Genomic DNA, 16,420 nt, shown 5'->3' on the forward strand with positions numbered 1-16,420 from the left:
GGTCAGCCGATCAGGGAGCCGACGCGACCGCGGTCTCCGACGACTGTCCCATCGACGGTGACCGGCGACGGCACGATGAGCAGCGCCATGATCTTGCCGTCGAGGGGGCGCAGCGCGACGCTCTGTGCCTCGCTGCCGTACTCGTCGTTGACGACGCCGGCTTGCGTGGCCTGCTTGTTCGCGAGAGCTTGGAAGACGACGCCCTGCGCGAATGACGCGGACGGTGGAGCATCGAGGGTCAGCGATAGACCCTTGACGCGAAGGCACTGCTCCCGTGCCGACGCCAGGCCGGCGGCGGTGACGGTCACGTTGAACGATGACTTGGCCGATTCCGGCGTGTGCCATGCGGGCTCGTCAGCCATGGTTGCTCTCCCTTCGTGGTAGGGGTCGTGGGCGGGCGGGGCGCGTCTCCGCCCGCCCCACGACGTGTGTGTCAGTCCTCGGAGTCGCCGGCGTCGTCGGCCAAGCCCTCGAGCTCGAGGTAGGACTTCCGGCGGGCGGTGAGCTCCTTGATCTGCGCGCGCAGACCCTTGATCTGCGCGTTGATGTGCTGCGCCTTCAGCTGCGCGTACGTCGCCGGCGCGGCCGGCTTCGGGGCGGGTGCCGGCGCCGGGGCCGCTTCCGGCGTGGCGGGCGCCGGCGCCGCCGTGGCCGGCGTGGCCGGCGTGCTGTTGTCGCTCATGCTCACGCCTCCGTGATCGTGGTCTTGACGATCGCGCGGGCGTCGTTGATGAGGGTGCCGCCGTAGGCGAACCAGCCGAGGTCGATGCCACCGTTGCCGATGACCTGCGCCTCGAGCTTGACCTTCGGCGACTCGAACACGGTCGCCGCGCGCGGGTCGTACGCGGCGAATCCGCCGGCGGCGAGCTCGAAGTTCACGTCGACGTCGAACACGTCGGCGAGCGACGTCGAGCCGTCGAGCTTGACGTAGCCGGTCGAGTTGGCGATCCACGCGGGCAGGTCGGCGACCTTGAGCTCGGCGAAGTCCACGAACACGTCTTCGGCCATCCAGAACTTGGTCGGGCGGGCGCCGATCTTGCGCAGCTGAAGGTAGGCCTTCGAGAGCGCGTTGAGCAGCGACGTCGCGCCGCCGGTCAGAGCGCTCGCGCCGGCGATGAGGTCGGCGAACACTGCCTTGTCGGACACACCCTCGTAGTTGCGGTCGAGGATCGCGAACATCGACGCGATGAGGTCGGCGCTGCCGAGGTCGGCGTAGATGCGGTCGATCCGGTTGCCCTTCGCCCAGCGCGACGGGGTCTCGCTGACGGGCACCGTCACCCACTCGTCGGAGGGGATCGGCGCGAGGCCGCCGGCGTAGGGCTCGGGCGCCGGCGTCGGCTCCTGCCACTTCCAGCCCTCGATCTTGTTGGACGTGAGCGGACGGACGCCACCCAGCGACTCGATGACGGGGCGCCCCTCAGGGGTCGCCTGCCAGACCTGCCCGATGCGGTCGGGCTGCAGGAACGCTTCGCCGCCGTCGTTCGCGACGAGGGTCGGGTCGTCGGTGATCGCGTTGTTGACGGCCAGGACGAACGCGGCGATGTCGTGGTTCTCGATCGCCGGCAGGAGCTCATCGCGGATCAGCTGCTGCCGCGAGCGGGGCCGCTCTTCGGTCTGGACGGGGGCCGGCGTGGGGGCGTTCTGCGGGCCGGTGGCGTACTCGGCGGCGACGGGCTGCCCGGGCGCTGCGACGGCGGCGACGACGGGCGCGGCCTGCGATGCAGCCGGGGCGCCCTCGATCGCGTCGAGCGATGCGATCGACGCGTCGTACTGCGCCTGGGTGATGGTGCCGGCGTTCAGGGCCGCCAGCAGCTGGGCTCGGTTCATGAGGGTTTCCTTTTCTCGGTGGGTTGCCAGGGCGGCGGGTGCCGGTGCCGCTGCGCGGCCGGCGTGGGCGAACATGGACAGGTCGAATGCGGCGGGCTGCTCGGCGGGCGCAGTGCCCTCGGCGCGATCGGCGAGGCCGGCGGCGACAGCCTCGTCGGCGGAGTACCACGCTTCGGCCTTCATGACGGCGCGCCAGGCGGTCGCCTCGCCGCCGGCCTTCGTCGCGTACATGGCGGCGATGTTGTCGCTGACGCGGTCGAGGTCGTCGCCGACCTGGCGCATGTCGTCGGCGTTGCCGATCGCGATCGTCCACGCGTCGTGGATCATCAGCTGCGCGTTCTCGCCCATCACGACCTCGTCGCCGGCGACGGCGATGAACGAGGCTGCCGACGCGGCGAGGCCGTCGACGTGGGTGACGACGTGCGCGGGGTGCTGGCGGATCGCGTTGCGAATCGCGATGCCCTCGAAGACGTCGCCGCCGGGGCTGTTGATGTAGACCTCGAGCGTGGCGACGTCGAGCGCGCGGATCGCCGGCACGATATCCGCTGCGGCCACGTCGCCCCACATGCCGCCGATCACGCCGTAGACGTGCAGCGATGCGACGCCGCCGGCGCTCTCGAGGTTCCACGTCGGCTTGTTCTTCGCTGCCTGCGCGGCGTACTGGCCGACGCGGCGCGCGAGCTCTTCGGGGGTGACGGCGTTCAGGATGATGCGGCGCGGGGTCATGCGGTGAGCTCCTTGGTCGGCTGCCCTTCCTGGGCGTCGATGAATGACTGGTCGATGAATCCGCCGCGCATGCCGATTTCGTACGTCTCGAATCGCGTCTTCATGTCCGGGCGGGTGAGCGAGTCGATATCGAGGTCGGTCGTCCAGCCGATCGGTGTCGTGTCGGCCATAGACAGCCGCGACGTGATGGGGGTCATGTACGTCGAGAGGAACAGGTCGATGAGCTCCCACGCCCGCGACTGCCGGTTCTGGTAGTTCAGCGTCGATCCCTCGAGCGCGACGTCGGCCGCCCAGGCGGGGATGCCGAGCGCGCGGGCGAGCTTGAGGTCCATGCGCTTCTGCGCGTCGATGAGCAGCTGCGAGTCCTGGATGCCGAGCGCCTTGACCTCGATCGTCTTGTCGGAGAATCCAGCGCCGTGCTTCGCTCGAGCTCGCCGCCACGATGCGAGCAGGTCGCCGATCTGCGCCTCGTCGAGCTGCTGATTCCCGGTGTAGTGCAGGTCGACCGAGGGCACGGGGTTCTCTTCGGCGAGCGAGGCGGCACGGTCGAGGACGATCGCGCGGCGCAGCGTGCGCTGGCCATCGTGCAGCAGACCGCCGTCCGGTGAGTCGAACTGGATCACGTCACGCGGCTCGACGGGCTTGCCCCACGCGCGAACGAGCTTGCCGTCGTTGTCGAACTCGGCGTCTTTGCGGTCGAGCAGCTTCACGCCGCCGCGCGCCGGCCAACCGTACGCGTCGCGGCGCTGGACGATCCACCACGTGCGCGGGTAGAACAGCAGCGCGTCGACAGTCCAGGTGAGCGTGGCCTCGACGGGTCGGTCGGCCTCGGGCTGCTGGAGGTAGCCCATCGCGACGGGGGCCGGCCTGCCGGCTTTGCGTGTGACCAGCTGCATGCGGCCGATGTTCGTCGCGAGGACTCGGCGCCCCTTTGCGACGACGTCGAGGCTCATCGCGGTCTTGCGGGTGATCTGGATGTTGCTCGAGTCGGCCAGGCCGTAGAGCTCGCCGACGATGTTGAGCGGGTCGCTCTCCCAGGGGGTCGCGATCGACGCGCGGGCACCCGTTCCGCCGAGGCCGGGGGTGCCGGGGTTCGCGAGCTCACGCGCGATCGCTGCTCGCAGTCGGGTCATCAGTCCGGGCTTGTCCACGCCTGAGAACGTCGAGCCGACTCCTGACACCCGAAAGGGTCAACGCGGCGTGTCGCGATTGTTCGCCCGACTCAGGGACTCCATCCCAGGAGGTCGAGCAGGTCGACCTCGACGGGCGGTGCCGCGCTGACGATCCGGAATGTGATCGGCCGCAGCGGGTCACCGACGAAGGGAAAGCACCTGTCGTCGCGCCGATGAGGGTTCACCAGGCAGTACGACCATCCCCATAACGGCGCGAGGTCATCGCCGCGCATCCCCCGGGCGAACGCGTGATGATCGTGCTCGCTGATCGCCTCCACTCGATAGACCTCGCTCTCGAGGATGTGCCCACGCCACGGCGCCGAGTAGGTGACCAGATCACCGACCACGGGCTCGACCGGATGGGCGGATCGACGGTGCCCCTGGATCGCGATCGCGTTATGGCCACGCCGGCGCTCGTCGTCGTCGCGCCAGTCGAGTGAGTACTCGACGCCGGCAACGTCGACGGTCTCGCCGCAGTCGATGCACACGGGGGCGAGCGGCGTGTATCCGGCCCAACTCACCTGTGATCCCGTCCGGTGGCTGCGGCACGTGCTCGGCTCATGCGTTGATCGCGTGCATTGCGGGCTTGGTCGTCCTCGGGGTGCGCTCGCTGCTCGTGTCGCGCGCCGACCTGCCACCCCTCGTGGGGGCTGTCCGCGAACCCACGCCACCAGGGGCAGCGGGAGCACAGAACGACGGTGCTGATCTGGGTTGAGTCGAGTCGAATGGTCATGTTCAGAACCTCGTGGCGGGCGTCCATTCGGGCGCGGATCGGTGGTCGATGAGGTACAGGCCGACCGCCGAGGCGATCGGGCCGGCTACGGGGCCGGTGGAGTCGGCGCGGCTGATGCGAACGGTGTCGTTGGTGCGCTTGAGCACCATGTGCGAGGCGCCGAGAGACAGGGTCTTCGAGCCGTCGTGGATGAGGGTCTTCTCGTCGCGGGCGGCGGTGATCCAGGAGTCGTCGGCGATGCCGCGCTCGACGCCGTTGAGCACGGTCACGGCGTCGTCGCCGAGGCGCAGCTGTAGCTCGGAAGTGATGCGGCGGGTCGGCCCGCCGTTGTCGGCGCCGAACGCTGCCGGCCCGTAGCCGTGGAGCTCGACGAGCAGGTCGACCATCCACTGGGTGCCGGGAGCGGCGTGGATGACGCGCGTGCACGGGTTGCCCTTGTCGTCGCGCCAAGTGCCGATGACGGCGCCCATCGCGTTGTCGAGGGCAACCTCCCACGTGATCGCGACGTCGCTCCACCGTGCGCTGATCGTCGGGTCGGCGAGGTCATCCCAGTCGGGGATGAGCGGATCGCGTGCCTCAGTCCAGCGGTTGCAGTACGCGCGAATCCACGTCGCGTGGTCGATGCGCTCTTCCTCGGGCGCGCGCCCGTCGACCTTCGCCATGAGGTCGTCGACGTCTTGCGTGTGTCCGATCGCCGGGTGGAACGCGGCGATCGCCGCCGGGTCGTAGGGGTCGGCGTCGTCAGGCAGCGACGCCTCGAAGTAGGCGAACCGAGGATGCGACCCGGGCTCGTCGACCGACCGCCGGCCGATCTTCATCAGCGCCTTCATGTAGGTCGACTCGGCGGTGCCGGCGGTCGACATGAACCAGATTTGCCGGCGTCCTCGGAGGGTGATCTGCGCGGGCTCGACGCCGTCAGCGATGAGCTCTTTGCCGGCCAGCTGTGAGAGCGTCCAGATTTCGTCGACGCCGACGAGGTTCGGCGTCTTGCCGTGAATCTTCGCCGGCAGCGGAGGGAACGCCCAGACCTCGGATTTGTTCGGGAACACCATGCCGGTCTGCGCGGCGCTGCGCTTGCCGGCGACGTGCGGCGCGAGCCGGCTGCTGCCTTCGACGCGACCAATGAGCGTCTTCATGATCGTGCGGGCGTCGTCGCCGGTCTGGGCCGTGAAGTACACCCGGGCGTTGGCGAGCTCGATCGCGCGGTGGATCTGGACGGGGCCGAACAGCGTCGTTTTCCCGGACTGGCGCGGCACGGTGATGAGCACCTTCTCGTATACGTAGTTGCCGTGGTCATCGACCTCGGTCGCGACGTCCCAGACCTCCTGCTGCCAGGGCATGGGTTCCCAGCCGAGCGACCGGGCGATAGCCGCGATCGCCGCGCCGCGCGTGGCCCTCGAGGGGTCGCGCTTCGTCGCGTAGGTGAACCCTGCCCAGGTCACTGCTGGCTCGCTACCCAGGACTCGAGCTCCTGCCAATCGCGGTTGCCCTTGGCAGCTGCGACTTGCAGCAGCGTGAGCATTTCCTCGTGTGCACCCTTGAGCGCGTCATTCACGGTGTAGCCCTTGCTGCGCGGATCGTCGGCGATCGCTGCGCGGCGCAGGATGCTGGCGCAGATGCCGGCGTGCGTGTCGTCGATGACGGCGAGGCGTTGGAGCTCGGCGATCGCTTTCTCGTACGACGGGAACACGGGCACGCGCGTCACTTCCGGCTCGAGGCCGGGGAGGAATTCCGATAGGTCGCTGCTGTTGTCGGTCATGTCGTGGGCTTTCGTCTAGATCGCTTTTTTCTGGGCGGGATCGGGAGAAAAGGAACGGGGCTTCGCGTGGGTGTCCTCGAAGTCAGCGGCTAAAAAACGCGAGGCCGCTCTCGATCGGGATGCCGACGGGACGGAGCGGCTTGCGACCTCTGGCGTAGTTGCAGCGGCGGTGCGACGGGCCGAGGTTGTCGAGGTCGTAGACCGCGCCGCCGTCAGCGCGCGGGATGATGTGGTCAGCGCTATCGCTGCCGGGTCGACCACAGTTGATGCACACGTCGCCGTACGCAGCGAGCGTGGCGTCGACGTACTGCTGCGCCTTTCGACCACCCCATCGCTGCGGCTTGGCATCCGCCTCGGCGTAGCAGCCGGGGCCGTGGCGCAGGGCGAGCGAGCTCATGGCTTGACTCGCGTCTCGTAGTACGCGAGGGCGAGCAAAGCGACGACGGACGCCCAGCTGCACGAGACGAGCAGCGCGAGCACGTCGCGCGGGATCATCGTCGAGATGACGACGGTACCGATCGCGATCGCCAGCAGCGTGACCATCGCGACGAGCAGCGCGTGAGCGCGGCGACGCATCACGATGCACTCCTGAGAGCGAGCGGCCTCTCGGCGCAGTGCACGCACTTGCCGTAGTGGCCGAGCTCGTGCGCGCCGTTGCGATAGTTCGCGGGGCACCGCTCATCCGACCAGCGCACGGCGCCGAGGTTATCCACAGGCGCAACCATCGTGCCCTGTGGTTGCGCTGGTACGTGATCTTTGTTCTTTACTTGGTCTTCTATAGGCGTCGGTTTGACCGACGACGGTGGAGCCGACGTCGGTTTAGCCGACGTCGGATAATCCGACGCGGTGCGGCGCGGGTTATCCACAGGCGCGAGTAGTGGTGAGGCACCGTGTTCGTCGACCCCCTCGAAGGGGTCTTGGATCACCCAGTCGTGCCCCGCCATGCGACCGTGCGCGCGGCGCTTCTGAACGCGGTGGAGGTACCCATAACGCTCGAGTTCGCTGACCATCCGGCGCAGGGCGTCGCGCCCCTCAAGACCAGCGCCGCTGAGAGCGTCAAGGGTGATCTGATAGCTCGAGGTGTCGTGCGTCATGAGCTCGGCGAGAAGGCCCCGTGCCCCACGACTGAGGCGGCGATCGCGGAGCCACGCGTTGGGCAGCTGTGTGAAGTCTCGCTCGAAGCGCAGCTGGACGCGCGTGATCCTCGCGGACTGCGCGGTGTGCTCGGTCACCATTGGACGGCAAGCGCGCTGGCGAATGCACGGGCCGCGGCGGAGCCGCGGAGTGCACCCTCGGTGAGGATGACGATCAGCGTGCGCTGCTGATCGAGCGAGAGCGGTGCGAGCGCGCGCTTGTAGAGCTCGAGGCGCACCAATGGTTCGGGGTGCTCGCTGACGGTCGCGAGCTCGGTGAGCTGACGCGCGATCGCCTGGTAGTTCTCGGTGGCGGTTGCCATGTCCCTGGTCTCCACTTCCGTATCATTTTCGATACAGAGGGAACGGTCATGCACCACAAGCCCGCTTGTCACGATTGCGTGCGGCGTGTCGCAATATTGCCACGCTTGACGCGCTAGCATGACGGCATGACCATGCTTCAGTCGCAGGCCACGACACCGGCTCAACTGCTCTCGGAGACTCGGCGCCTCTCGGGGCTCACTACGCGCGAGCTCGCCGCGCTCATCGGAGTCTCGCACTCGGCGATCGCGCGGTGGGAGCGTGGCGAGGGAGAGCCGAGCGCTTCGCAGTTCGTGCGTTGGGCGCGCGCAACAAGACAGCCCCTCGACCAGATGATCGAGGGGCTGTCGTCGTGCACCCCCTGGGACTCGAACCCAGAACCCACTGATTAAGAGTCAGTTGCTCTGCCGATTGAGCTAGAGGTGCAGGCTGTTCGCACGAGGCGAACCGAGGGTCAACGTTACCATCCCGATGCCCGCTCACGCCAATCGAGCAGGGCGGCGCCGGTATCCTGGAGCCGTGACCCCCGAACCCCTCGTGCGCTCCTGGAACGAACCGTTCACCGACGACCTCACGAGCGATCTCGAGCTGGCCCTGCGCATCGCGGACGCCGCCGATGCCGTGACGATGTCCCGCTTCGACGCCGCAGACCTGTCCGTGCAGACCAAGGCCGACGCCTCGCCCGTGACAGAAGCGGACCTCGCGGCGGAACGTGCGATCCGGGACGTCCTGGCCTCCGAGCGCCCGGAGGACGGCGTGTTCGGTGAAGAGTTCGGCGCGTCGGGCGATGCGAGCCGTCAGTGGATCATCGATCCGATCGACGGCACGGCGAACTACCTCAAGGGGATCCCGATGTGGACGACGCTGATCGCCCTCGCGATCGACGGCGTGCCGCGCGTCGGGGTGGCCAGCCAGCCCGCCCTCGGTCGTCGGTGGTGGGCAGCGACGGGCCTGGGCGCCTGGACCGACGGTGATGCTGCGGGCCCGCGACGGCTCCACGTCTCGACCGTGTCGACGGTCGCGGAGTCGAGCATCAGCTTCCAGAGCATCTCGCAGTGGGACGAGGCGGGCCGCGCCGACGCCCTCGTCCGCATGAGCCGCGCCGTGTGGCGCGACCGCGGCTACGGCGACACCTGGCCCTACATGCTGCTCGCCGAAGGGCGACTGGAGTTCGTCGCGGAGTTCGGCGTGAAGGAGTACGACATCGCTGCACTCGTTCCGATCATCACCGAGGCGGGCGGACGCTTCACCGACATCGACGGCAACGACTCCCTGTCCTCACGATCGTCACTGGCGACGAACGGCATCCTTCATCGCGCCTTCCTCGACCTCGTCCACGACCGCTGACCTCGGAGTCCCGCCCATGTCCGCACGTCTCCCCCGTCTCCTCGCTGCTCTCGGCACCTCGGCGGCCCTGGCTGCGACCCTCGTCGCGTGCAGTCCGTCATCGGCCGCACCCGCGCCCGGCGCATCGACACCCCTCGCCCCCAGCTCCCCGGCGCAGACCTCGGCGGCACCGCCTGCGCCCTCGGAGACGGCAGGCGCCGTTGATCCCGCCGACGTGACGTGTGAGAACCTCCTGCCCGCCGACCAGGTGGCAGAGCTCACCGAGCAGGGATGGACGTTCCGCGAGGACCCGTTCCTGATCGGCGACACGGAGTTCCCCGACGGCATCTCCTGCACGTGGGGTGACTTCGAGCAAGAGGTGGAGGACGACCTCCTGCTGTTCGGCTGGTCTCCGATCACCCCGGAGGAGGCGACGACGGCGCAGGCGGCGCTGGAGTCCGAAGGCTGGATCATCGAGCAGGGCGCGGAGGGCACCTACGTCACGGAGGACCCTGACGGGGCCATCAACCGCGACGAGGACGGCTACGGAATGACCTATCTCTTCGGAGACGGCTGGGTCACCGTGTCGGACACCAAGCAGGGGCTTCTGCTCATCCAGCGCCCCGCTAGCTGAGCGGGTCGTACGCGAAGGCGCGCACCTCTTGTGCGCAGCGGCACGCACGCGCCAGGCGAGCCGCCCACGCGTGGGCCTCATCGACGGTGGGGAGTTCGAGGATCGTGTAGCCGCCGCGAAGATCGCCCGTCTTCGCGTACGGCCCCGCCGTCACGGTGCCGTCGCCCGAGACCCTCACCGGGTCGACGGTCTCGTCGATCCCCCCGCCGAACACATACACGCCGGCGTCTTTCGCCGCCTGGATCACGGCGTGGGATTCGGCAACCACGAGGTCGAAGTCCTCCGGCGGGAACTCCATGACCCCGGTCGGAAAGGAGATGAGGTACTTGGTCATGCGCCGATTATCGCGTCGCCTCGGCTCGACCGGTAGCGTCGAGGCCACGTCGACACGAGCCGTAAGGAGCGGCGCGGCGGCGTGAGGCACGGAGGATCCATGGGCGAGTTCGACACGGTCGTCGTCGGCGCGGGGGTCGCAGGTCTCACGGCCGCCCGACTCCTGCGGCGGGCGGGCCGCTCCGTCGTGGTCGTGGAGGCGCGGGGCCGCGTGGGCGGCCGGGTCCACACCGATCGTACGGACGGGCGGATCACCGACCTCGGCGCATCGTGGATCCACGGCATCACCGACAGCCCGGTGGCCGCCGCCGCGTCGGCGTTCGGTATGCCCACGACGGAGTTCACGGTCGGCGGCTATCAACCCGACAGTCGTCCCATCGCTCACTACGACCCGTCCGGGCATCGACTGTCGCCGTCTGCGGCGGCGAGCTACGTCACTGACATCCACACGGTCGATGCCGCACTCGTCGACGTCATCGCCGCGTCCGCGCCGAGGGCCTCGTATCTCGAGGTCACCGAGGAGGTGATCGGTCGCCAGCCGTGGACGCCCGAACGTGCCGACCGCGTGCGCGAGTACTTCTCGCATCGCGCCGAGGAGCAGTACGGAGCGGCCATCGACGATCTGGCGGCCCACGGTCTCGACGACGACGCGATCGACGGCGACGAAGTGGTCTTCCCCGACGGTTACGACCGGCTCCCCCACCACCTCGCCGAGGGGCTGGACGTGCGCCTCGGCCATGTCGTCACGCGTATCGAATGGAGCGGCGCGGGAGCACGCGTCACGACCGCCCAGGGGATCTTCGCAGCCCGTGAGGCCATCGTCACCCTCCCGGTCGGCGTGCTGCAGTCCGGCGACGTGGCCTTCGACCCCGAGCTTCCCGATGAGGTCGCAGCTCCGCTCTCACGACTGCGCATGAACTCCTTCGAGAAGGTGTTCCTCCGGTTCCCGTCCGTCTTCTGGGACGACGACGTCTACGCCATCCGTCAGCAGGGCGCCGAAGGGGCATGGTGGCATTCCTGGTACGACCTCACGCGCCTCCACGGTGAGCCCACGCTCCTGACGTTCGCCGCCGGCCCTGCCGCGATCGGCACACGCGGATGGACGGACGACGAGGTCGCCGACTCCGTCATGGCGCAGCTCCGTCGACTCTACGGCGACGACATCCCCGCGCCCACGCGCGTCGATGTGACCGCCTGGCACGACGATCCCTTCGCGCGCGGGTCGTACGCGTATATGACGCTCGGCTCGACCACCGACGACCATGACGCCCTCGCAACGCCGATCGGCGGCGTCCTGCACCTGGCCGGGGAGGCGACGTGGACCGACGACCCCGCCACCGTGACGGCCGCGCTCCTCTCCGGGCACCGGGCCGCCGAACGCGTGCTCGGCCGCGAGATCGACGTGACCGGGGCCTGGGCCGACTGACGGATCTCCCCGGGCACGACGAAGCCCCTCGCCCCGGGTGAACCCGCGACGAGGGGCTTCCTCCATCGTGACAGTGGATTCGTGGAGCTGGGGGGAATCGAACCCCCGTCCAACGCTGTGATACTGCGTCTTCTCCGGGCGCAGTCTGTAGAGACGTTCTGCTCGGCCCCGACCTTTGTCACAGACACCTAAGTCGACAGGCCCAGTCTGGGAAGAGTCCCGTGTGACGTCCAGACGCCGTCACACAGCAAGATTCCTAGATGACGCCAGGATCCGTGTCGGAATCACACACGGTCTGACGGACTATCGGGCTCGCTTAGGCAGCGAGGGCGAAGTCAGTGCGCTTTGCATCGGCACTTATTGGTTCGCAGAGATCGTTAACGAGATAACCCTGCATCCTCGGCCCGCTTCCCGCAGCTTCGCAGGCGCTGTCGAAACCGATCAGCCCCGTGAGCCTTGCGGCAGAGAACCACTGTCACGCTGTGGAGTTGTCGTGTTCCGGCACCTCGGTGCCAGAGCATTACAGCCTACAACGCTTCGCGGCCCCGCGCCATTCCGCGGCGTAGAGTCGAGGCATGAGCGAGGTCATCATCACCGTCCGCGGCGAGCACGAGACGCGCGTCGCGCCTGAACGCGCCGTCGCCCGGATCTCTGCCGTGGCTGATGGCCCCGTACGAGGCACGGTCGTCGACCGGGTGTCCGCGCTCTCCTCCCCCGTGCGCGAAGACCTCACCACCCGCGCGGAAGCAGGCTCGGTCGTGGAGTGGAGCAGCGGCCGGGTCACCGTCTGGTCCGATCGCCCCTGGAATGCCGACGGTGTGCAGCTCGACCTCGTCCACCATGCGTCCGTGGAGCTGTCGGCCACGTTCGGCGACCCCGAAGCCCTTGCGGAGTGGCTCGACACCGTCGCCCAGCGAGACGGACTTCAGGTGGGCGGTGTGGAGTGGCAGCTCTCGCCGGAGACACGGGCACGTATCGAGCGCGAAGCCGCGACCCGTGCAGTCGCCACCGCCGTCGAGCGGGCCACCGCCTACGCGCGGGCGATCGGACGCAGCTCCGTCGTCCCGCTGGAGATCGCCGACCTCGGGCTCCTGCGCGGGGCTGAGGTCGACGCGACACCGCGCGTGTTCGCGAAGGCCGCGATGGAGATGGACGCCGCCGGATCGCCCGGCTTCGCCTTCCGCCCGGAAGAGATCGTCGTCCGCGCCGCGGTCGAGGCACGTTTTCGCGCCGAGTGACCGCGCCTCGGGCCGCCGATCAGTCGCCGAGGCGGTTGCGGGTGCGCATCGCGCGCTCCGCCTCGCGCTTGTCCTCACGTTCGCGGATGGTCTGCCGCTTCTCGTACTCGCGCTTGCCCTTGGCCACCGCGATCTCGACCTTGGCCCGCCCATCCGAGAAGTAGAGCTTGAGGGGCACCAGGGTGTAGCCGCCGGCCGAGATCGCGTGAGAGAGCTTGATGATCTCGTCTTTGTGGAGGAGCAGCTTGCGGGTGCGCTTGGACGCGTGATTGGTCCAATGCCCCTGCGAATACTCGGGGATGTGCACGGCGTCGAGGTAGGCCTGCCCCCCGTCGATGTAGGCGTAGCCGTCGCTCAAGTTCGCGCGCCCCTGACGGAGCGACTTCACTTCGGTCCCCGTGAGCACCAGCCCCGCCTCGTACGTCTTCTCGATGGCGTACTCGTGGCGCGCGCGACGGTTGGTCGCGACGACCTGCTCCCCGCGTTCCCTGGGCATGATGACTCCTCGTGTCCGATCGCCGTCGGTTCCCGAACGGGCTCGGGAGACGGCAGCCGACCAGCCTACCTCAGGCGCGGAGCCAGCGTCGGATCGCGAATCCGGCCGACAGTGCCGCGAGCACGAGGCCGATGAGGATGATCGCGGGAATGACGGCGGCCGCGTCGGACAGATCCACCCAGGTGGTGATGAAGTTCACGCGCTCGCGCAGGTATCCGCGCACGCCGAACTGGATCCCGGCCAGGATCGCTCCGCCGGCCAGCAGCGAGCCGATGAAGGCGGCGAAGACGCCTTCGAGGATGAACGGGGTCTGGATGAAGCGGTTGGACGCTCCGACAAGGCGCATGATTCCGAGCTCCTTCCGCCGCGCATAGGCGGAGAGCCGGATCGTCGTCGCGATCAGCAACACGGCCGCGACCAGCATGAGGGCGGCGATGCCGACCGCGATGTAGGTGGCGACGGTGAGCGCCGTGAACAAGGGATCGAGATACTGCATCTGGTTGATGACGGCGTCCACTCCGTCCATCGCGCCGAACGCTTCCGTGATGACGGCGGCCTGCCCCGGGTCGTTCAAGGTGACGTAGTACGTCTCGTTCATCTGGTCTTCGGTGACGAACTCGCGGTAGTCGTCTCCGTACAGGTCGAGGACGGCTTGGTAGGCATCAGCGCGCGACTCGAAGCGCACTCCCTTGACCACCGACTGCAGGGCCTCACTGTCGAGCTTCTCCTTGACGGCGGCGACCTGGTCCTCCGTGGCCACTCCGTCGACACAGGTCTTGGAGGTGGAGATCGAACTGCACAGTGAGACCGCCACCTGTGCGCGATCCACCCAGTACGAGTACATCTTCGTGATCTGGAGCTGCATGAGCATCGCGGCGCCCACGAACGTCAGCGACACGAAGGTCACGAGGATCACCGAGATCACCATCGAGGCGTTCCGACGCAGGCCCGACAGGGCCTCGCCGAGGATCAGTCCGACTCTCACGACGTGGGCCCCACTTCGTCTTCGTCGGTGGACAGACCGAGGCGATCGGCGGCGCCGAGACCGTCGAGTCCGAGCTCCTCGAGGTCCACCGAGGGTGCCGCGATCGGAATGGGTCGTGTGCCGGGCGCAGGATCGGCCGCGGGCTGGGTGAGCGCGGGCGCGTGGCCCGCCTCGGCGGCGTTCTCGGCGGGGGCGGGGCCTGCGGTCGTCGCGGGTGCGGGTGGGATGGGCTCGGGTGGGCGGGAGGCGATCTCCCGCTGCAGCTCGAGGACGGCCGTCAGGGCGGCCGTCGCCGCGACACCCTTCTCCTCCAGGGGAGCAAGACTCGGGAGCGCCGAGGTGTCACCGTAGCCACCGTGCCGGTCGTCGCGCACCATCGCGCCGCCGCGGAGCTCGATCACTCGGCGCTGCATCTCGTTGACGAAGCCGGCCTCGTGCGTGGCCATGACGACCGTGGTGCCTCCCGCGTTGATCCGCGCGAGGAGCTGCATGATGTCCACCGACGTCGCCGGGTCGAGATTTCCCGTCGGCTCGTCGGCGAGCAGGATCTGGGGCCGGTTCACGAGGGCCCGCGCGATGGCGACACGCTGCTGCTCACCGCCCGACAGCTCGTGGGGCAGGCGCTTGTCCTTGCCCTGGAGCCCGACCAGGGCAAGCGCCTCGGGCACGGCCTGCTGGATGAACGCGCGGGAGGAGCCGATCACCTGCAGCGTGAAGGCGACGTTCTGGAACACCGTCTTGCCGGGAAGCAGCCGGAAGTCCTGGAAGACCGATCCGATGTGACGCCGGAAGTAGGGCACCTTGCGGGTGGAGAGCGAGCGGAGGTCGCGCCCGAGCACGACGACTCGCCCCTCGCTCGGGGTGTCCTCCCGCAGGATCAGCCGGAGACACGACGACTTCCCGGAGCCGGACGCACCGACGAGGAAGACGAACTCACCACGTTGCACCTCGAAGTCGACATCGTGCAAGGCGGGTTTGCTGGTGCCGCGATATCGCTTGGTGACCTGCTCGAACCGGATCATGACCCGTCGAGCCTAAGCGCGCCGCGAGCCGTTGCCGGTCACGACACCCGCAGGAGCATGCGATCCCCGCTCGGCGCGGAGGCGGTGACGGTCTGCGTCGACCGTCTCTCCGGCTTCCGCGGACGCGGGGTCAGTCGTCGTCGTCCTTGCGCTTGCGCCACCGGATGCCTGCCGCGATCAGTCCGTCGAGGTCACCGTCGAAGACGGCGGCGGGGTTTCCCACCTCGTAGCCGGTGCGGAGGTCTTTCACGAGCTGCTGGCCGTAGAGGAAGTAGGAGCGCATCTGGTCGCCCCAGCTGGCGGTGATGACGCCGGCGAGCTCCTTCTTCTTGGCCGCCTCTTCTTCCTTCTGCAGGAGCATCAGGCGCGTCTGGAGCACGCGCATGGCGGCTGCGCGGTTCTGGATCTGGCTCTTCTCGTTCTGCATCGAGACGACGATGCCCGTCGGGATGTGCGTGATGCGCACGGCGGAGTCGGTGGTGTTGACCGACTGCCCACCGGGGCCCGAGGAGCGGAAGACGTCGACACGGATGTCGCCTTCGGGAACCTCCACCTCCTGGGCCTCCTCCATGACGGGGATGACCTCGACGGCGGCGAAGCTCGTCTGGCGCTTGTCGGCGGATCCGAACGGGCTGATGCGCGCCAGGCGGTGCGTTCCCGCCTCGACCGACAGGGTGCCGTACGCATAGGGGGCGTCGACCTCGAACGTGGCCGACTTGATGCCGGCGCCTTCGGCGTAGGAGGTGTCCATCACCTTGACGGGGTACTTGTGACGCTCGGCCCAGCGCAGGTACATGCGCAGGAGCATGTCGGCGAAGTCGGTCGCGTCGTCGCCACCGGCGCCGGAGCGGATGGTGACGACGGCGGAGCGCGCGTCGTACTCGCCGTCGAGGAGCGTCTGCACCTCGAGCTGTCCGATCGCGTCGCGGAGGTTGGCGAGCTCGGTGCGCGCCTCGGCGGCGGAGTCCTCGTCTTCCATCTCGTTCGCGAGTTCGACGAGCACCTCGAGATCGTCAAGGCGCTGGCCGATCTCGCTGACGCGCTTGAGCTCGGCCTGGCGGTGGCTCAGGGCGCTCGTGACCTTCTGCGCCTTCTCCGGGTCGTCCCAGAGATCGGGGGCGCCGGCCTCTTCGGACAGGCGGTCGATCTCGGCGCGGAGCCCTTCGACGTCGACCACCGCCTGGATGTCGGCGAAGGTGGAGCGCAGGGCCTGGATGTCGGCGGAGAGATCGAGTTCGAGCATGACACTCCAGACTAACGTGGAAAGGGTGACCGCCGCCGACTCCCCC

21 protein-coding genes, 1 tRNA gene and 1 other RNA gene are annotated in these 16,420 nt (G+C 68.6%); 5 read left to right on the plus strand and 18 right to left on the minus strand.

Features of this window, described 5'->3' with window-relative positions:
- Positions 1-2: 2 nt before the first annotated feature.
- From AVP41_RS03565 to AVP41_RS03615, 11 genes are all read right to left on the minus strand, one after another.
- Positions 3-362: a hypothetical protein gene (locus tag AVP41_RS03565; protein ID WP_067160839.1), complete on the minus strand. Its 360-nt coding sequence runs from the start codon at positions 360-362 to the stop codon at positions 3-5.
- Positions 363-433: 71 nt separating this feature from the next.
- A complete protein-coding gene (locus tag AVP41_RS16785) occupies positions 434-682 on the minus strand; it encodes a hypothetical protein (RefSeq protein ID WP_067160842.1) in 249 nt (82 codons plus the stop codon).
- 2 nt (positions 683-684) lie between these two features.
- Positions 685-2,553, minus strand: a complete 1,869-nt coding sequence (locus tag AVP41_RS03575) for a head maturation protease, ClpP-related (protein WP_067160845.1) — start codon at positions 2,551-2,553, stop codon at positions 685-687.
- A complete protein-coding gene (locus AVP41_RS03580) occupies positions 2,550-3,686 on the minus strand; it encodes a phage portal protein (protein WP_157532374.1) in 1,137 nt (378 codons plus the stop codon). The genes AVP41_RS03575 and AVP41_RS03580 overlap by 4 nt, the downstream gene beginning before the upstream one ends.
- An 89-nt stretch (positions 3,687-3,775) precedes the next feature.
- Complete coding sequence (locus AVP41_RS03585; protein ID WP_067160851.1) at positions 3,776-4,246, minus strand: hypothetical protein; 471 nt, start codon at positions 4,244-4,246, stop codon at positions 3,776-3,778.
- A gap of 214 nt (positions 4,247-4,460) precedes the next feature.
- Positions 4,461-5,900, minus strand: a complete 1,440-nt coding sequence (locus tag AVP41_RS03590) for a phage terminase large subunit family protein (protein ID WP_067160854.1) — start codon at positions 5,898-5,900, stop codon at positions 4,461-4,463.
- Positions 5,897-6,217, minus strand: a complete 321-nt coding sequence (locus AVP41_RS03595) for a hypothetical protein (protein ID WP_067160856.1) — start codon at positions 6,215-6,217, stop codon at positions 5,897-5,899. Before AVP41_RS03595 ends, AVP41_RS03590 begins: the two co-directional genes overlap by 4 nt.
- A gap of 82 nt (positions 6,218-6,299) precedes the next feature.
- On the minus strand, positions 6,300-6,614 hold the full coding sequence (locus AVP41_RS03600; protein WP_067160859.1) for an HNH endonuclease signature motif containing protein: 315 nt from the start codon (positions 6,612-6,614) through the stop codon (positions 6,300-6,302).
- Positions 6,611-6,796 carry a hypothetical protein gene (locus AVP41_RS03605; RefSeq protein WP_157532375.1) on the minus strand — a complete coding sequence of 62 codons (186 nt, stop codon included), beginning with the start codon at positions 6,794-6,796 and terminating at the stop codon, positions 6,611-6,613. Before AVP41_RS03605 ends, AVP41_RS03600 begins: the two co-directional genes overlap by 4 nt.
- Entirely contained in the window at positions 6,793-7,449 is a 657-nt protein-coding gene (locus AVP41_RS03610; protein WP_157532376.1) for a hypothetical protein, read from the minus strand. The genes AVP41_RS03605 and AVP41_RS03610 overlap by 4 nt, the downstream gene beginning before the upstream one ends.
- A complete protein-coding gene (locus AVP41_RS03615) occupies positions 7,446-7,673 on the minus strand; it encodes a hypothetical protein (RefSeq protein WP_067160869.1) in 228 nt (75 codons plus the stop codon). The genes AVP41_RS03610 and AVP41_RS03615 overlap by 4 nt, the downstream gene beginning before the upstream one ends.
- Before the next feature lie 132 nt (positions 7,674-7,805).
- Between AVP41_RS03615 and AVP41_RS17090 the strand changes: the two genes are divergently transcribed.
- Positions 7,806-8,063: a helix-turn-helix domain-containing protein gene (locus AVP41_RS17090; protein ID WP_442922780.1), complete on the plus strand. Its 258-nt coding sequence runs from the start codon at positions 7,806-7,808 to the stop codon at positions 8,061-8,063.
- Here AVP41_RS17090 and AVP41_RS03620 read toward each other — a convergent pair.
- Positions 8,025-8,097, minus strand: a tRNA-Lys gene (locus AVP41_RS03620). The two genes, AVP41_RS17090 and AVP41_RS03620, sit on opposite strands and share 39 nt — an antisense overlap.
- A gap of 93 nt (positions 8,098-8,190) precedes the next feature.
- Between AVP41_RS03620 and AVP41_RS03625 the strand changes: the two genes are divergently transcribed.
- Positions 8,191-9,018: an inositol monophosphatase family protein gene (locus AVP41_RS03625; RefSeq protein WP_067160873.1), complete on the plus strand. Its 828-nt coding sequence runs from the start codon at positions 8,191-8,193 to the stop codon at positions 9,016-9,018.
- 16 nt (positions 9,019-9,034) lie between these two features.
- Positions 9,035-9,631, plus strand: a complete 597-nt coding sequence (locus AVP41_RS03630) for a hypothetical protein (RefSeq protein WP_067160876.1) — start codon at positions 9,035-9,037, stop codon at positions 9,629-9,631.
- On the opposite strand, the gene AVP41_RS03635 is transcribed toward AVP41_RS03630, so the two are convergent.
- Positions 9,624-9,965, minus strand: coding sequence for a YciI family protein (locus tag AVP41_RS03635; protein ID WP_067160880.1), 342 nt, complete (start codon positions 9,963-9,965; stop codon positions 9,624-9,626). The genes AVP41_RS03630 and AVP41_RS03635 overlap by 8 nt on opposite strands.
- A gap of 99 nt (positions 9,966-10,064) precedes the next feature.
- Here AVP41_RS03635 and AVP41_RS03640 point away from each other — a divergent pair, with 99 nt between their 5' ends.
- Positions 10,065-11,390 (plus strand): flavin monoamine oxidase family protein, encoded by a 1,326-nt coding sequence (locus AVP41_RS03640; protein WP_067160882.1) that lies wholly within the window; start codon positions 10,065-10,067, stop codon positions 11,388-11,390.
- A gap of 79 nt (positions 11,391-11,469) precedes the next feature.
- Here AVP41_RS03640 and ssrA read toward each other — a convergent pair.
- Positions 11,470-11,839, minus strand: a transfer-messenger RNA (tmRNA) gene (ssrA, locus tag AVP41_RS03645).
- Between the two features lie 126 nt (positions 11,840-11,965).
- Here ssrA and AVP41_RS03650 point away from each other — a divergent pair.
- Positions 11,966-12,628 carry an SIMPL domain-containing protein gene (locus AVP41_RS03650; protein ID WP_067160885.1) on the plus strand — a complete coding sequence of 221 codons (663 nt, stop codon included), beginning with the start codon at positions 11,966-11,968 and terminating at the stop codon, positions 12,626-12,628.
- A 19-nt stretch (positions 12,629-12,647) separates the two neighbouring features.
- On the opposite strand, the gene smpB is transcribed toward AVP41_RS03650, so the two are convergent.
- The 4 genes from smpB to prfB form a co-directional block, all read right to left on the minus strand.
- Positions 12,648-13,124 carry an SsrA-binding protein SmpB gene (smpB, locus tag AVP41_RS03655; RefSeq protein ID WP_067160889.1) on the minus strand — a complete coding sequence of 159 codons (477 nt, stop codon included), beginning with the start codon at positions 13,122-13,124 and terminating at the stop codon, positions 12,648-12,650.
- Between the two features lie 70 nt (positions 13,125-13,194).
- Positions 13,195-14,109: a permease-like cell division protein FtsX gene (gene ftsX, locus AVP41_RS03660; protein WP_067160893.1), complete on the minus strand. Its 915-nt coding sequence runs from the start codon at positions 14,107-14,109 to the stop codon at positions 13,195-13,197.
- Positions 14,106-15,131 carry a cell division ATP-binding protein FtsE gene (gene ftsE / locus AVP41_RS03665; RefSeq protein ID WP_067160896.1) on the minus strand — a complete coding sequence of 342 codons (1,026 nt, stop codon included), beginning with the start codon at positions 15,129-15,131 and terminating at the stop codon, positions 14,106-14,108. The genes ftsX and ftsE overlap by 4 nt, the downstream gene beginning before the upstream one ends.
- A gap of 130 nt (positions 15,132-15,261) precedes the next feature.
- Positions 15,262-16,374, minus strand: a complete 1,113-nt coding sequence (gene prfB / locus AVP41_RS03670) for a peptide chain release factor 2 (protein ID WP_067160900.1) — start codon at positions 16,372-16,374, stop codon at positions 15,262-15,264.
- Positions 16,375-16,420 lie beyond the last annotated feature (46 nt).

The organism is Microbacterium sp. TNHR37B (genome assembly GCF_001620065.1).
GTDB lineage: Bacteria > Actinomycetota > Actinomycetes > Actinomycetales > Microbacteriaceae > Microbacterium.

Bases quoted from the DNA above. Each gene is read 5' to 3' on its own strand.
- AVP41_RS03565 (WP_067160839.1), bottom strand. From the start codon at position 362: ATGGCTGACGAGCCCGCATGGCACACGCCGGAATCGGCCAAGTCATCG.
- AVP41_RS16785 (WP_067160842.1), bottom strand. From the start codon at position 682: ATGAGCGACAACAGCACGCCGGCCACGCCGGCCACGGCGGCGCCGGCG.
- AVP41_RS03575 (WP_067160845.1), bottom strand. From the start codon at position 2,553: ATGACCCCGCGCCGCATCATCCTGAACGCCGTCACCCCCGAAGAGCTC.
- AVP41_RS03580 (WP_157532374.1), bottom strand. From the start codon at position 3,686: ATGACCCGACTGCGAGCAGCGATCGCGCGTGAGCTCGCGAACCCCGGC.
- AVP41_RS03595 (WP_067160856.1), bottom strand. From the start codon at position 6,217: ATGACCGACAACAGCAGCGACCTATCGGAATTCCTCCCCGGCCTCGAG.
- AVP41_RS03600 (WP_067160859.1), bottom strand. From the start codon at position 6,614: ATGAGCTCGCTCGCCCTGCGCCACGGCCCCGGCTGCTACGCCGAGGCG.
- AVP41_RS03615 (WP_067160869.1), bottom strand. From the start codon at position 7,673: ATGGCAACCGCCACCGAGAACTACCAGGCGATCGCGCGTCAGCTCACC.
- AVP41_RS17090 (WP_442922780.1), top strand. From the start codon at position 7,806: ATGCTTCAGTCGCAGGCCACGACACCGGCTCAACTGCTCTCGGAGACT.
- AVP41_RS03630 (WP_067160876.1), top strand. From the start codon at position 9,035: ATGTCCGCACGTCTCCCCCGTCTCCTCGCTGCTCTCGGCACCTCGGCG.
- AVP41_RS03635 (WP_067160880.1), bottom strand. From the start codon at position 9,965: ATGACCAAGTACCTCATCTCCTTTCCGACCGGGGTCATGGAGTTCCCG.
- AVP41_RS03640 (WP_067160882.1), top strand. From the start codon at position 10,065: ATGGGCGAGTTCGACACGGTCGTCGTCGGCGCGGGGGTCGCAGGTCTC.
- AVP41_RS03650 (WP_067160885.1), top strand. From the start codon at position 11,966: ATGAGCGAGGTCATCATCACCGTCCGCGGCGAGCACGAGACGCGCGTC.
- smpB (WP_067160889.1), bottom strand. From the start codon at position 13,124: ATGCCCAGGGAACGCGGGGAGCAGGTCGTCGCGACCAACCGTCGCGCG.
- ftsE (WP_067160896.1), bottom strand. From the start codon at position 15,131: ATGATCCGGTTCGAGCAGGTCACCAAGCGATATCGCGGCACCAGCAAA.
- prfB (WP_067160900.1), bottom strand. From the start codon at position 16,374: ATGCTCGAACTCGATCTCTCCGCCGACATCCAGGCCCTGCGCTCCACC.